Annotated in this window: 15 protein-coding genes; 3 read left to right on the plus strand and 12 right to left on the minus strand. The window is 44.1% G+C overall.

All coding sequences use genetic code 11. The features are described 5' to 3' along the window. Positions 1–36: 36 nt before the first annotated feature. A complete protein-coding gene (locus tag B092_RS13510; RefSeq protein WP_018573712.1) occupies positions 37–840 on the minus strand; it encodes a YtxH domain-containing protein in 804 nt (267 codons plus the stop codon). Positions 841–1,399: 559 nt separating this feature from the next. Here B092_RS13510 and B092_RS0102740 point away from each other — a divergent pair. Next, entirely contained in the window at positions 1,400–2,617 is a 1,218-nt protein-coding gene (locus tag B092_RS0102740) for an NAD(P)H-dependent flavin oxidoreductase (protein ID WP_018573713.1), read from the plus strand. Between the two features lie 60 nt (positions 2,618–2,677). On the opposite strand, the gene ptsP is transcribed toward B092_RS0102740, so the two are convergent. The 6 genes from ptsP to thrS form a co-directional block, all read right to left on the minus strand. After that, entirely contained in the window at positions 2,678–4,456 is a 1,779-nt protein-coding gene (ptsP, locus tag B092_RS0102745; protein WP_018573714.1) for a phosphoenolpyruvate--protein phosphotransferase, read from the minus strand. Between the two features lie 26 nt (positions 4,457–4,482). After that, positions 4,483–4,752: an HPr family phosphocarrier protein gene (locus B092_RS0102750; protein ID WP_018573715.1), complete on the minus strand. Its 270-nt coding sequence runs from the start codon at positions 4,750–4,752 to the stop codon at positions 4,483–4,485. Positions 4,753–4,817: 65 nt separating this feature from the next. After that, positions 4,818–5,225: a PTS sugar transporter subunit IIA gene (locus tag B092_RS0102755; RefSeq protein ID WP_018573716.1), complete on the minus strand. Its 408-nt coding sequence runs from the start codon at positions 5,223–5,225 to the stop codon at positions 4,818–4,820. Between the two features lie 10 nt (positions 5,226–5,235). Further along, a complete protein-coding gene (gene gshB, locus B092_RS0102760) occupies positions 5,236–6,195 on the minus strand; it encodes a glutathione synthase (RefSeq protein ID WP_018573717.1) in 960 nt (319 codons plus the stop codon). A gap of 147 nt (positions 6,196–6,342) precedes the next feature. Next, the gene (infC, locus tag B092_RS0102765) at positions 6,343–6,867 is read right to left on the minus strand and encodes a translation initiation factor IF-3 (protein ID WP_197933433.1); all 525 of its coding nucleotides are present in this window, start codon (positions 6,865–6,867) and stop codon (positions 6,343–6,345) included. A gap of 38 nt (positions 6,868–6,905) precedes the next feature. Next, positions 6,906–8,879 (minus strand): threonine--tRNA ligase, encoded by a 1,974-nt coding sequence (thrS, locus tag B092_RS0102770; RefSeq protein ID WP_018573719.1) that lies wholly within the window; start codon positions 8,877–8,879, stop codon positions 6,906–6,908. A 261-nt stretch (positions 8,880–9,140) separates the two neighbouring features. On the opposite strand from thrS, the gene B092_RS0102775 reads away from it, so the two are divergent. Further along, positions 9,141–9,824: a hypothetical protein gene (locus B092_RS0102775; RefSeq protein ID WP_147277839.1), complete on the plus strand. Its 684-nt coding sequence runs from the start codon at positions 9,141–9,143 to the stop codon at positions 9,822–9,824. A gap of 96 nt (positions 9,825–9,920) precedes the next feature. On the opposite strand, the gene lon is transcribed toward B092_RS0102775, so the two are convergent. The 5 genes from lon to B092_RS15330 all read right to left on the minus strand — a co-directional run bounded on the left by lon (position 9,921) and on the right by B092_RS15330 (position 16,125). Continuing rightward, positions 9,921–12,443, minus strand: coding sequence for an endopeptidase La (lon, locus tag B092_RS13515; RefSeq protein ID WP_040608042.1), 2,523 nt, complete (start codon positions 12,441–12,443; stop codon positions 9,921–9,923). Positions 12,444–12,559: 116 nt separating this feature from the next. Beyond that, positions 12,560–13,864 carry an ATP-dependent Clp protease ATP-binding subunit ClpX gene (gene clpX, locus B092_RS0102785; protein WP_040608044.1) on the minus strand — a complete coding sequence of 435 codons (1,305 nt, stop codon included), beginning with the start codon at positions 13,862–13,864 and terminating at the stop codon, positions 12,560–12,562. A gap of 38 nt (positions 13,865–13,902) precedes the next feature. After that, positions 13,903–14,553, minus strand: coding sequence for an ATP-dependent Clp endopeptidase proteolytic subunit ClpP (clpP, locus tag B092_RS0102790; RefSeq protein WP_018573723.1), 651 nt, complete (start codon positions 14,551–14,553; stop codon positions 13,903–13,905). Then, entirely contained in the window at positions 14,553–15,857 is a 1,305-nt protein-coding gene (gene tig / locus B092_RS0102795) for a trigger factor (RefSeq protein ID WP_018573724.1), read from the minus strand. The genes clpP and tig overlap by 1 nt, the downstream gene beginning before the upstream one ends. Positions 15,858–15,987: 130 nt before the next feature. Beyond that, on the minus strand, positions 15,988–16,125 hold the full coding sequence (locus tag B092_RS15330; RefSeq protein WP_018573725.1) for a hypothetical protein: 138 nt from the start codon (positions 16,123–16,125) through the stop codon (positions 15,988–15,990). Between the two features lie 278 nt (positions 16,126–16,403). Between B092_RS15330 and B092_RS0102805 the strand changes: the two genes are divergently transcribed. Beyond that, positions 16,404–16,862 carry a hypothetical protein gene (locus B092_RS0102805; protein WP_018573726.1) on the plus strand — a complete coding sequence of 153 codons (459 nt, stop codon included), beginning with the start codon at positions 16,404–16,406 and terminating at the stop codon, positions 16,860–16,862. The last annotated feature ends 6 nt before the right edge of the window (positions 16,863–16,868 follow it).

Genomic DNA, 16,868 nt, shown 5'->3' on the forward strand with positions numbered 1-16,868 from the left:
GGACCTAACTAATAGTATCAGCTATTAAATACTAGATCACTGTGGTGTAGTGGTGCCAGACTGTGATTCTGTTTCCGGGGCGCTATCAGTGGTTGTTTCACTGCTAGGTGTTGTAGTTCTGGCCCCATCTTCGAGATCGGTCTCAACGGCCTCACGAACCTCCACACCCGCTTCCTGAACTTCTTCAAGCGCCTGCTCAGCAGGACTTTGCTCTACGGCAGATGCCCCCTCGTTCTGCTCAATAATCTCGCCAACGAGATCAGGTTTTTCATCAGTCGCTGTCGCACTGGCGCTAGCATCACCAGCCACAGTGCCAGTTGCATCAGAGTCACCTGCAGTACCGGTTGTTACGGAACCGGCAGTGAGCGGGGTAACCTCCGGCTCAATAGGCGCAGTAGGATCAACTGTTGCATCAGTAACTCCGGTCTCTGAACTAAAGCTCTGACGGACATTTTCGACAGCCTCCTCGGCTTTGGTCTTAGCTTTTGCAGTTACTTCTTTGGTGGTTTCGATCGCGTTATCAGTCAACTCTTTAACTTTATCACTAGCCTCAGCAGCACTTTCTTTAGCGCGCTCAACCAGATCTTCCGTTGTTTTTTTAGCAGACTCTATCGTATTATCAACACTCTCCGAAAACTCAGACTCATCAGCAGGTTCAGGTAGCGTATAAGCCTCATCAGCCGGCGCCACCTCTGGCTCAGTAGTTGTACCGGGAGTAGATTCAGTCACAGGCGGATTGATTGGCTCAGTAGGTGCGGTCGTATCTTCAGCCTTATCGCAAGCAGTCAAAGCAAAGGCTGACAAGATCGCAGCTAACAATGTTAATTTTCTGGCTTTCATAACTTTTCCTTTTAAAAGTAAATGTCATCGCTATAAACATATAAACCTATTTTATGTTCACATTCTTATAAGTTCAAACTAAGTTTTCTAATTATTATTTTTATTAATAATTATTTACGTATTCGGCACAGTTACCGTGTTAGTGACAATCAAAAGCCCTTGAATCTATAGGTAAATTCTTTTTTTTATCAAAGCACTTGCGATAATAAGATCATGCCCCATTTCTTTAATAACTATATAAAAAAGCGATTTATTTTATTTTTTAAATTATTTTCGTTGTTATTACACCATTAACGCTAGTTCTATATTTAATAACCTGTTTAAATTCAGATATATATCGTCAACATACCTCAAAAATGCTAAGATATAACGACTTTCAACATATCGCACTGTTTTAGTCAGGTATTAAGAATAAAAGATTCTTTAGTCTCATGCCAATTACAGCAGAACCGTGGCAAAAGCACTAAAATAGATTTGACAATTAAATGCAAAGCAAAAAATAATATACAAAAGCATTTGAATCACTAAATTAACGGTTCTCAATAAAGGTAAAACTTTGATGCAACACCCTTATGACCCACTTATTATTCGCGGTAAAAAACTACTCCCCATCGTCCAAGGAGGTATGGGAGTAGGAATTTCTGCCAGCAGTCTTTCTAGCGCCATGGCGCGTCAGGGAGCTGTCGGTACGATTGCGAGTATTGATTTGCGCCATCTCCACCCGGATCTTCTTGAAGAATCTAACAAAGATCCTAACAAGGATAAGCACACTCGTTTAAATCTAATTGCCTTAGATCGTGAGGTTAAAAAAGCGCTTGAACTTTCCGAAGGAAAGGGAATGATCGCTGTTAATGTGATGAAGGCAGTGACTGACTACGAGGTCTTAGTAAAGCAGGCATGCGAATCCGGCGCCAATGCGATCGTGATGGGTGCAGGTTTACCTTTAGATCTTCCCGACCTCACTGAAGATCACCCTGATGTGGCACTCTTCCCTATTCTTTCAGAGTCACGCGGCATTAACATTGTCTTAAAGCGCTGGATGAAGAAAAATCGCTTACCTGATGCCATCGTCATTGAACACCCGAACCATGCGGGTGGTCACTTAGGTGCCGCACAAATTAAGGACTTGGGCGACGATCGCTTTACCTTTAGCCGCGTCATCGAAGAAACGATGGAAACCTTCAAAAATCTCGGTCTAGAAAGTGAGAAAATCCCTCTTATTCTAGCCGGTGGTATGGCCAAGGTTAAAAAAATCCATACAGCACTCAAGTCTTGGGGAGCAAATGCTGTTCAGATTGGTAGCGCATTTGCAGTGACCCACGAGGGTGACGCCCATGACAACTTTAAAGACACTTTAGTTGGCGCAACACCGGAAGATGTAGTTGAGTTTATTTCCGTTGCCGGCTTACCAGCTCGTGCTGTAAATACACCTTTCTTGCAAAAGTATTTACAAAACGTTGAGCGCTTGCAAAGCGCCGCCAAAGCTGATCAACGTCGCTGCCGAAACTCCGTTAACTGCTTGACTGTATGTGGTCTGCGTGATGGTATTTCTAAGATCGGCCAGTTCTGTATCGATGACCGCTTAGGTGATGCGTTTAACGGTGACCTACGCAAGGGTTTATTCTTCCGTGGCAAGGATCCTCTACCATTTGGACATCAAAAGCGCTCGGTATATGACACCTTACACTACCTACTCACAGGTAAAGACCCACAAGGCATTGCCGAAGAAATTATATTAGGCCATCGCTTTAAAGAAGAAGTATTAGTGACCGGTTAAACGCCAACTACAAACTTCTCTAATCCACAATCGGAATAGTAGTCATACTATTCCGATTTTTTAGCTTGACTGAGTAGCGCTAGGCTCTACAATAAATCCCGAACCATCTAAGTCAATGCGAGGATTCTTTTTTATCGCTTTTTTTACTTTAGAAGTGATCAGACCGACATGACTTTGTCGAATAATATACTTAATTTCCGGGATATGTTTTGCAGTCATTGAAAACTCTCTGAGACCCAGACCCAACAATAGACGCGTATATAAACTATCCCCTGCCATTTCACCACATATTGAAACCGGCTTCTTCTTTTTAATACCTGCTTTGATTACATGGGCAATAATGCGAAGTACGGCGGGATGCAATGGATCAAACAAATCTGCAACATCGCTATCAACACGATCAATAGCGAGCATATATTGAATTAAATCATTAGTACCTATAGATACAAAATCAACATCATCCAAAACCATATCAATCACAACAGCCATTGCCGGTATTTCAACCATCACGCCAAGCTCATAGTCCTCACTGAATTCCTTGGACTCTTGTCTAAGCTGATTAGCCGCTTCACTTAGCATTTTTTTAACCGTAGCGATTTCATGTCGATGTGCAACCATCGGCACTAAGATTTTTAAATGTCCATGTACAGCAGCCCGTAACAGCGCTTTTAGCTGAGTCATAAACATATCAGGTTTTGCTAGGCAATAGCGCACCGCTCGAAGCCCCAACGCCGGGTTGACTGCTCTCGACAATTCGCCTTGCAAGCTTTTATCAGAACCAATGTCGAGTGTTCGTATCGTAACCGGTTTGCCCTGCATCTGCTTTAAGACAGAAGCATAGGCATCATACTGCTCGTCTTCAGTCGGCAAACCATCTCTATTGCCCATGAATAAGAATTCAGTACGGTACAAACCAATCCCTTGACCACCCGACTTCAGCACTTCTTCAGCCTCTTCCGGATTTTCGATATTACCTAAAACAGTGACTTGTTCACCATCAAGACTCAAAGGAGCAAGCTTTCTCTTGTTCCATAGCAAGGACTTGTCTGCTAGTAACTTTTGTTCCTTTTCTTGATAAAAGCGTAAAACTTCAGCAGATGGATTGACAACAATCCCACCCGTTTCGCCGTCAATTATGAGTAAATCGTGATCATGGATCATGTGCCTGGCATTGACCGAACCGACAACCGCCGGCACACCAATGCTTCGGGCAACAATCGCTGTATGCGAGGTTGGTCCGCCAACATCAGTAACAAAACCGGCAAATTGTGCTGTACGCATCCTAACCATATCCGCCGGCGTGATATCTCGCGCGATGACAATGGTTGATGAAGCAACAGATAATTTAGCAGCAAACTCGATGGGTTTATTGCCACCGCCCAACAACTCATTGATAACTAACTCAATCACTTGACGAATATCTAAGGCACGCTCTCGCAGATAAACATCTTCCATCGCTGCGAATTTTTGCTCCAGATTTTGTCCCTGAGCACTCAACGCCCATTCCGCGTTATAGCTATGCTCACGAATCAGCACTTTACAATCATGTGCCAGCAGAGGATCGCTAACCAAAAGGCTATGCACATTCAGTAAAGGTCCTAACTCCTTAGGTGCATCATGAGGCAGCTCTCTCTGCAAGGTTTCGAGCTCATCATAAACGCACTTGATCGCATGCTCCAGACGCTCACATTCAGCCTCTACCTCTGTCTCGCTGATATGGTAATGAGGTATTTCCAGATCGGCATCATCCATGATAATCGCTCGACCAATCACTACGCCTTTGGAGACTCCTTTTCCTCTAAGCAAGAACATTGCTTTGTGTTCGGCAACATGCTCCATCAAAACTCTCTACATTAAAATTAGTACTATTCGCCTTCGTCGAATTTATTATCAAAAAGGTTTTTTATTGCTTCAAGGGCAGCAGCGGCATCGGCACCATCCGCATCAACCACTACCGTCACCCCTTTACCTGCAGCAAGCATCATCACGCCCATAATGCTTTTTGCATTAACTCGTTGCTCAGCACGACTTATAAAAATTTCGCTTTCAAAACGAGACGCCAATTGAGTCAACTTGGCAGCTGCTCTTGCGTGCAAGCCTAATTTATTACTAATGACGATATCTACTGTCTGCATGAATAAACAAATCTCATAAATAGGCTTACTGAAAAATAAGCATTTTTTAATAAATATTACGCTAACTACTCTGTATCAGTAGAGACCAAAGTACGGATACTTTTAGCCCCACCGTCAATTACTTTATGAGTCAATTCTGATAAGTCGTGCGCTCGATAAGCAATTGCAGAAATAACCATACCGGGATTGACACCGCAAACGAGTTCGGTTGCAACATGATGTTCATTTAATCGTGTGGCAACACGAGTCGCAATATTAGACGGGGTAGCACCGCATAAATCGGTAAGAATAATTATTTCCTTGGCATCATGATCATAGAGCGCTTCAAAAATTGCCTCACAAGTCAAATCAGGACAACAATCCGCTTGAACATCAAAAGGATAGATATCCGTAGCGTCCGGAAACACATGTAGCCCCACATCCAACAAGGCTGAGGCCATCGGCTCATGTGCAATAATCGCGATTCGGACCATAATTTACCCTTTAAGGTTGAAGAGCTTTTTCTAGCTGCTCAGCAAAATGATTGGCCACATGAAAGTCTGTTTGTTCTGTTATCTCTACAAAACACGTCGGACTGGTGACATTAATTTCAGTGACGTTTTTGCCAATCACATCAAGACCGATTAAAAACAATCCTCTACCGGCAAGTCGTTTGGCAATATCACGCGCCATCGCACGATCATGATCATTGATTGGCTGTGCCACGCCCCGACCGCCTGCGGCTAGGTTGCCGCGATTTTCACCTTCTTTGGGAATACGCGCTAACACGTAAGGAATCGGTTCGCCGTTAATAATCAATATGCGCTTATCCCCGGCAGTAATATCAGGAATAAATTTTTGAGCCATGATACTTTGGGAACCATCGACAGTAAGCATTTCCACCATGGCTGCAAAGTTACCGTCATTAGGCTTGACACGGAAAATACCGGTGCCGCCCATGCCATCTAATGGCTTAACAACAATATCTCCATGCTCTTCATAAAAAGCGCGCAAACGAGACATTGAGCGACTAACTAACGTTGGTGCTGTGTATTCCGGAAACTCAGCAATTGCAAGTTTTTCCGGGTGATTGCGTAAACCCAAGCCGCTATTAAAAATACGGGCACCCTGCTCTTTAGCAAGATCAAAGAGATGCGTACTATATAGGTACTCAAGATCAAAAGGAGGATCCTTACGCATAAGTACCGCATCAAAATCGCTCAATAAGTAATCTTGCGCATCCCCATCGATACGATACCAGTCCGGCTGATGTAAATCGGCATCTTCCGGAATACTGAATGCCTGTGCAGAAGTTAGCACCTTTCCATTAAGAATGAACAAATCACCTTGCAAACAATAGCTGAGCTTGTGACCACGAGCTAAAAGCGCGCGCATCATAGCCACCGAACTATCCTTATAAGCGGTTAGGTTTTGAATAGGATCAATAATAAATAAGATATGCAAAACGAGTCCTCCCATTATTTATAGAATTTTATAGCAAAAAATAAGCCATAGCCCCTACTATTAATTAGTAAGGACTAAGGCTACAAGCATAAAATTTCGTCAAATAAATTAGTCAAAAGCCAGAGACTTAAGAGCTAATAGATCATGTTATTTCTTAGCAGGACTAAGAACCATCACCATTTGACGTCCTTCTAGTTTTGGCATCGACTCTGCAGTGCCGAGGTCAATCACCTCATCACGCACACGCTGCAACATTTCTAAACCAAGTTCTTGGTGAGCCATTTCACGACCACGGAAACGCAAGCTGACTTTGACCTTGTCACCATCAGCTAAGAAGCGCTTAACATTACGCAATTTAACTTGGAAATCACCCTCATCCGTAGCTGGACGAAATTTAACTTCTTTGAGTTGAACAATTTTTTGTTTGGCTCTAGCCTCTTGCTGTCGCTTTTGCTCTTGATAACGGAACTTTCCATAATCCATCAGACGACAGACAGGTGGCTTGGCGTTTGGAGAAATCTCCACTAAATCAAGTCCAGCCTCCTCGGCTTTACGTAAAGCTTCTGGAACCGAAACGATACCAACTTGTTCACCTTCAGCGTCAATTAAACGGATCTCCGGAGCGCGAATATCCGCATTAATGCGGGTTTGTTTTTCTGTTGCGATATTAATATCTCCTAATAAGTAATTTAAATATCAATAATTAATTTCTAAGACTCAGCTTTGGCAACTGTAACATCGCGCTTAAGAGCGATATCATCAGCTAAACGCTGAATAAAGTCTTCTACAGGCATAACGCCTAAATTATGATTACCGCGAGCGCGGACGGAAACTGTGCCGTCTTGGCGCTCTTTTTCCCCTACCACAAGAATATAGGGTAGCTTTTGCATTGCATTTTCGCGTACCTTTCTGTTGATCTTTTCATTACGAATATCAGCAGAAGCACGGAAACCTTTTTCTTTGAGGCGCTTTACAACATCTAAGGCATAGTCATCAAATTGACCTGAAATGGTACATACCTTAACATGCTCAGGTGCCAACCATGGCGGCATGGCACCGGCGTAGTCCTCAATCAGCATACCGATAAAGCGCTCAAAAGAGCCTAAAATTGCACGATGAAGCATCACCGGCGTCTTACGAGTATCATCTGCTGCCACATATTCTGCACCTAAACGCTCGGGCATTGAGAAGTCAACTTGGATGGTGCCACATTGCCAGTGACGACCAATTGCATCCTTAAGAGTATACTCAATTTTGGGGCCATAAAACGCACCCTCACCCGGCGATACCTCATAAACGCAGCCGGATTTCTCCAAGCTCTCCATAAGCGCTGCTTCAGACTTATCCCACACCTCGTCGCTACCAATGCGCTTTTCCGGGCGAGTCGCAACCTTGTATAAAACCTCGGTAAAGCCAAAATCCTTATAGACTCGTTGCAGTAACTCAGTAAACTTAGCACATTCTTCTTGGAGCTGATCCTCAGTACAAAATATATGACCATCATCTTGAGTAAAGCCACGCACACGCATCAGTCCGTGTAAAGAACCGGAGGGTTCGTTACGATGACACTGACCAAACTCACCATAACGGATCGGTAACTCACGATAAGAGTGTAGACCGGAGTTAAAGATTTGTACGTGGCCAGGACAGTTCATTGGCTTTAAGCCATACACACGGTTCTCAGACTCAGTGGTAAACATATTATCCTGATAATTATCCCAGTGACCGGTTTTTTTCCACAAAGAAATATCTAAGATCTGCGGCGCTTTAATTTCTTGATAGCCATTATTTACATACACACTGCGCATGTACTGCTCAACTTGCTGCCAAATTTGCCACCCCTTAGGATGCCAAAAAATAAGACCCGGCGCTTCTTCTTGGAAATGAAACAAATCCAACTCACGACCCAATTTACGATGATCGCGTTTTTCGGCTTCTTCGAGCATGGTCAGGTATTGGTCTTGCTCTTGCTTAGTGGCCCATGCGGTACCGTAAATGCGCTGTAGCATCTCATTGCTGGAATCACCACGCCAATAAGCACCGGCAACTTTCATCAACTTAAATACTTTTAACTTGCCGGTTGACGGTACGTGAGGACCACGACAAAGGTCAATGAAATCACCCTCGCGATACATCGTGAGCTGCTCATTTTCAGGTATTGATTCAATGATTTCGGCTTTGTAGTCCTCGCCAATCTCTTTGAAGAACTTGATGGCATCAGGACGATCCCAAACCTCACGAGTCACGACCTCATCTTTTTTAGCCAACTCGTGCATCTTTTGCTCTATCTTTTCGAGGTCCTCAGGAGTAAATGGACGCTTGTAAGCAAAATCATAGTAGAAGCCATTTTCAATCACCGGTCCAATAGTGACCTGAGCATCAGGATAGAGCTCCTGCACAGCATAGGCCATTAGGTGAGCAGTAGAGTGCCGAATAATCTCTAGCCCCTCTTTGTCTTTAGCAGTAATGATGGATAAGGCAGTATCCTGCTCAATTAAATAACTGGTATCAACTAAGCGACCCTCGGTGCCTGTCGATGTGGTCTCCTGATCAGAAATAGTCGAGACTTTACCGGCAATAGCAGCCTTTGCCAAACCGGAACCAATTGACTCAGCAACATCATAAACAGTGACGGGCTGATCAAACTGCCTGATAGAACCGTCGGGTAAGCTTATATTAATCATCATTTACCTTAAAACACAAAACGCGACCATAGGAAAAGTCGCGTCACAAAGACAATCTTTGTACCAATTAGCATGCTTCATTTTACCACTTTTATATTAAAAACTTAAGTTCCGCGCGTTAAATTCCGCTATTTCTCAAGCAAAACACACGGACTGTGGCGAATATGTATTTACTATTGGAGTGAAACTAATATGCTAAAATCCAGACTAATTAAAAACGCTGAACAATTTAGATACCCTGATTTTTTAACATTATTCAATATGAACAAATCAATTTCCACCCTTGTCCTAGTTGGCATCTCAGCTCTGATAGTGCTTTATATTCTAAATTCTTTTCATAAGGTTTTCAATCGTCAGTCTATTCACGAGCAAGCTTCCACAGCAACGGCCACAGACCAACCATCGGTAAATTCGGCAGCTACTGTACAAGGCATCATCAATTTAAATGAACAAATCACTGAATCTGCTGCGCTCGCAGCAAAAGAAAACTCAGAAAATGACACTAAACTCGACGAAGCCATGGCTACAACAAGCAATAGCGATACAGAAGAAAGTGAAACTGCTGACACACAGAGTACTGATAACTTAGCAACGGCATCAAGCTCCTCTGAACACATCGAAGAAGAAGTCATCGCCGACATAACCGGCACTCCGGGCGATATGCTACGCGACAAACCGCACTTGCAAAATGCCTTACCCCCTATTCCACAAGCGCCTCCAAGACCTCAGGGTTCACCGGTTATTACAACACCGAGCGAAGAATCTTTTTCTACTACCGGCACCAGTAATAGCTCATTTCCTGCTCCGATTACTAACACAAACCCTGTTGTGGACAATACTTCTACAAGCAGTGGAGGCTCTGCCTTTCCGGCACCCATCACCTCAGACTCACAGGGCTCAACAAACAGCTACCAAGGCCAAAGCAGCTTTCCTGCGCCACGCTAACTGACCTTCAGGGTTGTGCCCATGCTGGGCGAACCAAAAAAAAATGACCGAGAAAACTTAGCCCCTCGGTCATTTTTACTTATGATAGCTAAAATTTTAGTGCTTTAGCTTACTGGCAGCATCGTCGTTGCCGGTAGCTTTAGCAGCTAAAGCTTCGGCAGCCATTCTCTCGACTTCTTCCTCAGTCAGGGGAGTTGGCATATACTCAAGCGCCTCTTCAAGCACCTTGTCAATCCACTTAACAGGAACAATCTCAAGGCCATTCTTAACATTCTCAGGAATATCTTGAAGATCTTTGACGTTTTCCTCTGGAATGAGTACTTTCTGGATACCACCACGAAGGGCAGCAAGCAGCTTTTCCTTGAGGCCGCCAATCGCCAAAACCTCACCACGAAGAGTAACCTCACCGGTCATCGCGACATCCGCCCGTACCGGAATACCGGAAAGAGCAGAGACTAATGCGGTTGTAATAGCAATACCCGCTGAAGGTCCGTCTTTAGGTGTGGCTCCTTCTGGTACGTGGATATGAATGTCTTTCTTTTCAAAAAGACTATCAACCAAGCCCAAACGATGAGAACGGTATCTGACCACCGTGCGAGCAGCTTGCATAGACTCTTTCATCACATCGCCCAATGAGCCTGTGTGCTGAATCTGCCCCTTACCACCGATAGCAGCAACCTCGATAGTTAATAAATCACCACCCACCTCGGTCCATGCTAAGCCGGTCACTTGACCCACTTGGTTCTCAGCTTCTGCTAAACCAAAACTAAAGCGTCGAACACCTAGATAATCTGATAAATTATCAGAATTCACAATCACTGCTTTTTTAGCAGCGACGGCGGCAGCTTTTTTAGCAGCAGCTTTGCTTGCGGTCTTTTTAGCAGCGGTTTTAGTTGCTTTTTTGGCAGCAACTGATTTCGCTTCATCAGTAATGATTTGCTTCACCACCTTACGACAGATCTTACCGATTTCTCGTTCCAACGCTCGAACACCGGCCTCACGAGTGTAGTAACGAACAATATCGCGTACAGCAGACTCTTCGATCTCCAGCTCGGCTTCTTTAAGGCCATTATTTTCCATGGACTTAGGAATCAGGTGATTGGTCGCAATGGCGACTTTCTCATCTTCGGTATAGCCCGATAGACGAATCACTTCCATACGGTCCAACAAAGCCGGCGGGATATTTAATGTGTTGCTGGTTGCAACGAACATCACGTCCGACAGATCATAATCAACTTCGGCATAGTGATCTTGGAATGTATGGTTTTGCTCCGGGTCTAAAACCTCAAGCAATGCTGATGACGGATCACCACGGAAGTCCATGCCCATTTTATCGATTTCATCTAATAAAAATAACGGGTTACGCACTCCAACCTTGGTCATGTTTTGCAAAATCTTGCCGGGCATCGCACCGATATACGTGCGACGATGACCTCTAATCTCAGCCTCATCACGCACACCGCCGAGTGCCATACGCACATACTTGCGGTTGGTTGCTTTGGCAATTGACTGACCAAGCGAGGTTTTACCAACGCCCGGAGGACCGACCAAGCATAGGATAGGCGCCTTGATCTTGTCAACACGTTGCTGTACTGCCAAATACTCAAGGATTCGCTCTTTAACTCGCTCTAAACCATCATGATCCGCGTCAAGAACTTCCTGCGCATCAAGCAAGGAATTATTAACTCGGCTCTTTTTCTTCCAGGGTAAGGCTACTAGCGTTTCAATGTAGTTGCGAATTACGCCAGCCTCAGCAGACATAGGCGACATCAGACGCAACTTCTTGAGTTCTGCTTCGGCTTTTTTACGCGCTTCTGCAGGCATACGCGCTGCTTCAATTTTGCGCTCTAACTCCTCGAGATCGGCACCGTCCTCGCCCTCGCCCAATTCTTTTTGGATGGCTTTGACTTGCTCATTGAGATAATAATCGCGCTGGCTCTTCTCCATCTGTTTTTTGACGCGACCGCGAATACGGCGCTCAACTTGGAGAATCTCAATTTCATTTTCAATGTGATTAAGCAATAGCTCTAAGCGGGCATTAATATCCAACTCTTCCAAGGCCTCTTGCTTTTGTTCTTGCTTCATAGGCAAATGCGAAGCAATCATATCCGCCAAACGATGGATATTATCCATCGCGCTGATGGACCCAACGATCTCAGGCGCAAGTTTTTTGTTTAACTTAACATACTGCTCAAATTGTGCAGTGATGGTACGGCGCATTGCCTCTAAATCCGGACGCTCCTCATCTGACGGCACAACAGGCAATGCATCAACCATATAGCAATCGCCGGTGTCGTTAATTGATTCTAAATGAGCACGCTGAATACCCTCGACCAGCACTTTGACTGTGCCATCAGGTAGTTTTAATAGCTGCAGAATATTAGCGACCACACCCATCTCATAAATATCTTCGGGTGCCGGCTCATCTTTGTTAGCAGCTTTTTGAGCAACTAATACAATACGCTTATTGCTATTTTCAACAGCCTCTTCCAAAGCCGTAATTGAGCGAGGACGCCCAACGAATAGAGGAATGACCATGTGTGGGAAAATCACCACATCACGCAAAGGCAATAAAGGTAGTTGTACAGGCAACTCAGGTAATAAATTAATGTTTGACATGTTTTCCTGACCTATCAAAAGACTATTAACAACAATAATGGGGCTTAAACAAGAAAGTTCAAGCCCCATATTGTTATTGGCTGACAAATTTTAATAAATTTGTAAGATGGGATTAGCTAGGAAACTTTTGTAGTAGACTCGCTAATGTCGTCGTCATTTTGAACCGTAGAGCGTACACCCTCAATCAAAATCGGATCAGCAGTACCCTCAACAGCCTCTTTAGTTAGCATAACCTTGTTGACTTCTTTACGAGAAGGCAAGTCAAACATTACATCTAAAAGGCTATTTTCAACGATAGAACGTAAACCACGGGCACCTGTTTTGTGCTCTATCGCACGCTTAGCAATCGCAGATAAAGCATCGCTAGTCACCTCAAGCTCAACTCCCTCCATGGAGAAAAGATGCTGGTACTGCTTGATTAACGCATTTTTGGGCTGAGTAAGGATCTGCATAAGCGCATCCTCATCAAGCTCAAGCAGCGTAGCAATCACAGGCAAACGACCGACTAACTCAGGAATCAAACCGAACTTGATAATATCGCTCGGCTCAACCAGCTGGAATAACTCACCTGCAGACTGCTGCTCTTTAGAGTGAACAGAAGCGCCAAAGCCAATGCCGGACTCTGCTGTACGATTTTGAATCACCTTCTCGAGGCCATCAAACGCACCACCTACAATAAATAAGATATTACTCGTATCTACCTGGATAAAGTCCTGATTAGGATGCTTGCGTCCACCCTGTGGCGGCACTGACGCAATGGTTCCCTCAATCAGCTTAAGCAATGCTTGCTGTACACCCTCGCCCGATACATCACGCGTGATGGAAGGGTTTTCCGATTTACGGGTGATTTTATCGATCTCGTCAATGTAAACAATTGCCTGTTGCGCCTTATTGACATCATAATCGCAGTTCTGCAATAACTTGGTGATGATATTTTCAACGTCCTCACCGACATAGCCGGCTTCAGTTAAGGTCGTAGCATCAGCCATCACAAAAGGCACATCCAATAAACGCGAGATGGTTTGAGCGAGTAAGGTCTTACCTGATCCCGTAGGACCAATCAGTAAGATATTACTTTTTGATAACTCAACCTCGTCATCTGCTTTGCTTTGCTGATGTCGAATGCGTTTGTAGTGGTTATAAACGGCCACCGACAAGTGACGCTTAGGCTTATCTTGACCAATCACATATTGATCTAAATGCGCCTTGATTTCTTGTGGTGTAGGAAGCTCTTTTTGATACTCCTCTTTAAGCGTTTCGCGCAAGGAATCAGAGATCAGCTCACCGCTCATCTCAATACACTCATCACAAATATAAGAGTTATTAAGACCCTTGATAAGATGTCTAACCTCATCAGCGCCTTTTGCACAAAAGGAACATTTCACATGCTTATCCGAAGATGAGCCATTTCTATTCATCATACTATCTGCTTAAAAATAACCGAAATAACCGGCAACTACTACTCGCGCTTAGAAAGCACCTGATCAACAATACCAAACTCTTTGGCCTGCTCCGGATCCATATAGTGATCACGCTCGGTATGCTCCCGAATGACATCAATTGACTGACCGCTATGCTTAGCCAACAAAGCATTTAAGCGATCACGCAAGCTTAAAATCTCGCGCGCTTGAATATCAATATCAGTTGCTTGACCCTGAGCGCCACCTAATGGTTGGTGAATCATAATACGAGAGTTAGGTAAGCTATAGCGCTTACCCGGCGCCCCCGCATTTAATAAAAAGGCACCCATGCTGGCAGCTAATCCTGTACACATGGTGGATACATCAGGCTTCACAAACTGCATCGTATCATAAATCCCCAAACCCGCATAAACACCACCGCCCGGTGAGTTGATGTAAAGAGAGATATCTTTATTAGGGTTTTCGGACTCTAAGAAAAGTAGCTGTGCTACGACTAAGTTAGCCGTTTGATCATTAACCTGTCCGACCAAGAACACGACGCGCTCTTTTAATAGTCGTGAATAAATATCATAAGAGCGCTCGCCTCGACCTGACTGCTCAACCACCATAGGGATGTAGCCTAAGCCCGCTGGGCGGACCGACTCATCACCATGGATAGATGCATAAAAATCAGTAAATCGACGATTCATTAAGCTTGTCCCATTAACTCTTTAAAAGGCACCGTCTCTTCAGTTACTTTACCCTTAGACAAGATGAATTCGATCATATTGTCTTCGAGGACCAAAGCCTCAAGACCGGCACGTTGCTGTGCATCAGCTAAATAGTGAGCAACAACTTCTTCTGGTTTTTCGTAGTTCTGTGAAAACTCTTCGATGCGCGCACGAACTTGCTCTGGCGTAGCCTGAAGCTTTTCTTGCTCTACAATCTGAGCCACTAATAAGCCTAAACGCACACGACGCTCAGCTTCTGGCCTGAAGGCTTCTGTCGGAATTTGAGAGAAATCAAAATCCTGCATACCTTGCGAAGCGAACTCTTGGCGTAGACCATTAATACGCTCTTGAATTTCATTATTAACCAATGCAGTAGGAACATCAAAGTCAACGGCATTGACTAACACATCTAATACGGCGCCTTTAGTACGCTGCATGAGGCGGTTTTCACCTTCGCGTTTGATGTTAGAAAGGATTTCTTCACGTAATTTTTCTACATCGCCATCTTCTTGACCTAAAGACTTAGCAAAGTCTGCATCGACCTCCGGTAATACGGCAATGGCAACTTCTTTGACAGTGATGGTAAATTCGGCTGTCTTACCCGCAACCTCTTGGCCTTGATAGTCTTCAGGGAAATTAAGTTCAAAGGTTTTTTCTTCGCCAGCTTTGAGGCCTCTGGCAGCTTCTTCAAACTCGGGAAGCATCATGCCACGACCTAATACGAAGTTAAAGTCTTCAGCTTTGCCACCAGCGAATTCTTCACCATCAATTTTACCAACGAAATCCACCAATAAGCGATCGCCATCTTGCGCTTCACGACCTTCTTCAACTTGGTAATCAGCACGTTGTTCGCGCAAAATGGATAAGGTGTCTTCTAGTTGCTCATCACCAATCTCAGCCGTGTACTTTACAAATTCCAGATCAGCTAACTCAGGAATCTCAACAGTAGGAAACACTTCGAATTTAGCGGTAAATTCAAGCTTACCCTCTTCTTTTTCGCCTTCTTTGTCTGCAATCTCAGGCATACCGGCAACACGAAGGTCTGTTGTTTTGATAACCTTGTCAAACTCTTCGCCCACACGCCTATTAATCACATCATAGCGAATGCTAGGACCGTGCGAACGCTCAACAACTGCTAAAGGTGCTTTGCCCGGACGAAATCCATCAACCTTGACCTTGCGGGCTACCTTTTGTAGCTCCTTTTTAACTTCAGCCTCGACTTCATCAATTGATAAAACTAAATCTACCTGACGCTCCAGGCCCTCAAGAGTTTGAACTTCCATTGTATTTCAACCTTTTTCTAATGGTTTGATTAATATTTATAAAATAAGTTAACCCTGTATTCTACCTTGTAAAAGCAATATTGTTCTACAAATCAAGCACTCAAGGGCTAAAACATCTACTAGTTTAGTCCTAATAATCATTTTTCAATAGGCCGCAGTTAAAATCTGACGCCACCACCCACACCAACGCCAAAACCGCTACTGCTACTACCGCCAAGTCCAACTCCGCCGCCAAGGCCAACACCACCATGACTGCATGCACTGACATACAAAGCCGCTATTAATAATAAACACTTGAGTATCTTCATAGCATCACCTCTTATATCGTAAGTTGCTAGCTTTACTCTTCTACTAGATAGTTATCACTTTTTAACATGATAATGACTGCAACGCAGTAATATTCTGTGTAAAATACTTTTTGAAATACAGCCAGCATTGCAGCATCAGATTTGAGTGGCACTGCTGATGCCTATACAATCTATACTCACCATTAATTGTAGGAATACACTAGTACCTACCTGCCAGCTATTCTAAAGAGGAGTAATCATGAACGAAAATCAAGTCGACCCCACTGAAAACAACCCGACAAACCTAGAGGGTGACAAGGAAGTACCTAACACGCCCCCTAAAAAGACCATTTTTAGCAATGGTACCTTTGTTATTGGATTAATTGTTTTTGGCTTATTTATCGCATTAATTACATGGTCAGTCAGCTTCTTGTCAATGTTTTTCGGCGCCATTGGTGCACTTATCATGGTAGCTAAAGGCTGCCTTACCAACCAATCCGAACTCCGCTTTGCCAGCTTAGGGGATGCTTGCTGCCAACTGAGTGATGAAAACTTCGCCTACTTAGCATTGCGTGCAGTCATCGGCATGCTGACCGGTACCGCTTTATACCTCATTGCCTTCCAAAACGTAGCTGCTCCTTGGGCTGCTATTGCAGCGCTCAGCATGTTTGGTGGTTTAATTTTTGACCGCTTATTATTTGCTAAGAAAAGCGCCTAATACCTG

The sequence above is a fragment of the Oligella ureolytica DSM 18253 genome, assembly GCF_000373745.1.
Taxonomy (GTDB): domain Bacteria; phylum Pseudomonadota; class Gammaproteobacteria; order Burkholderiales; family Burkholderiaceae_B; genus Oligella; species Oligella ureolytica.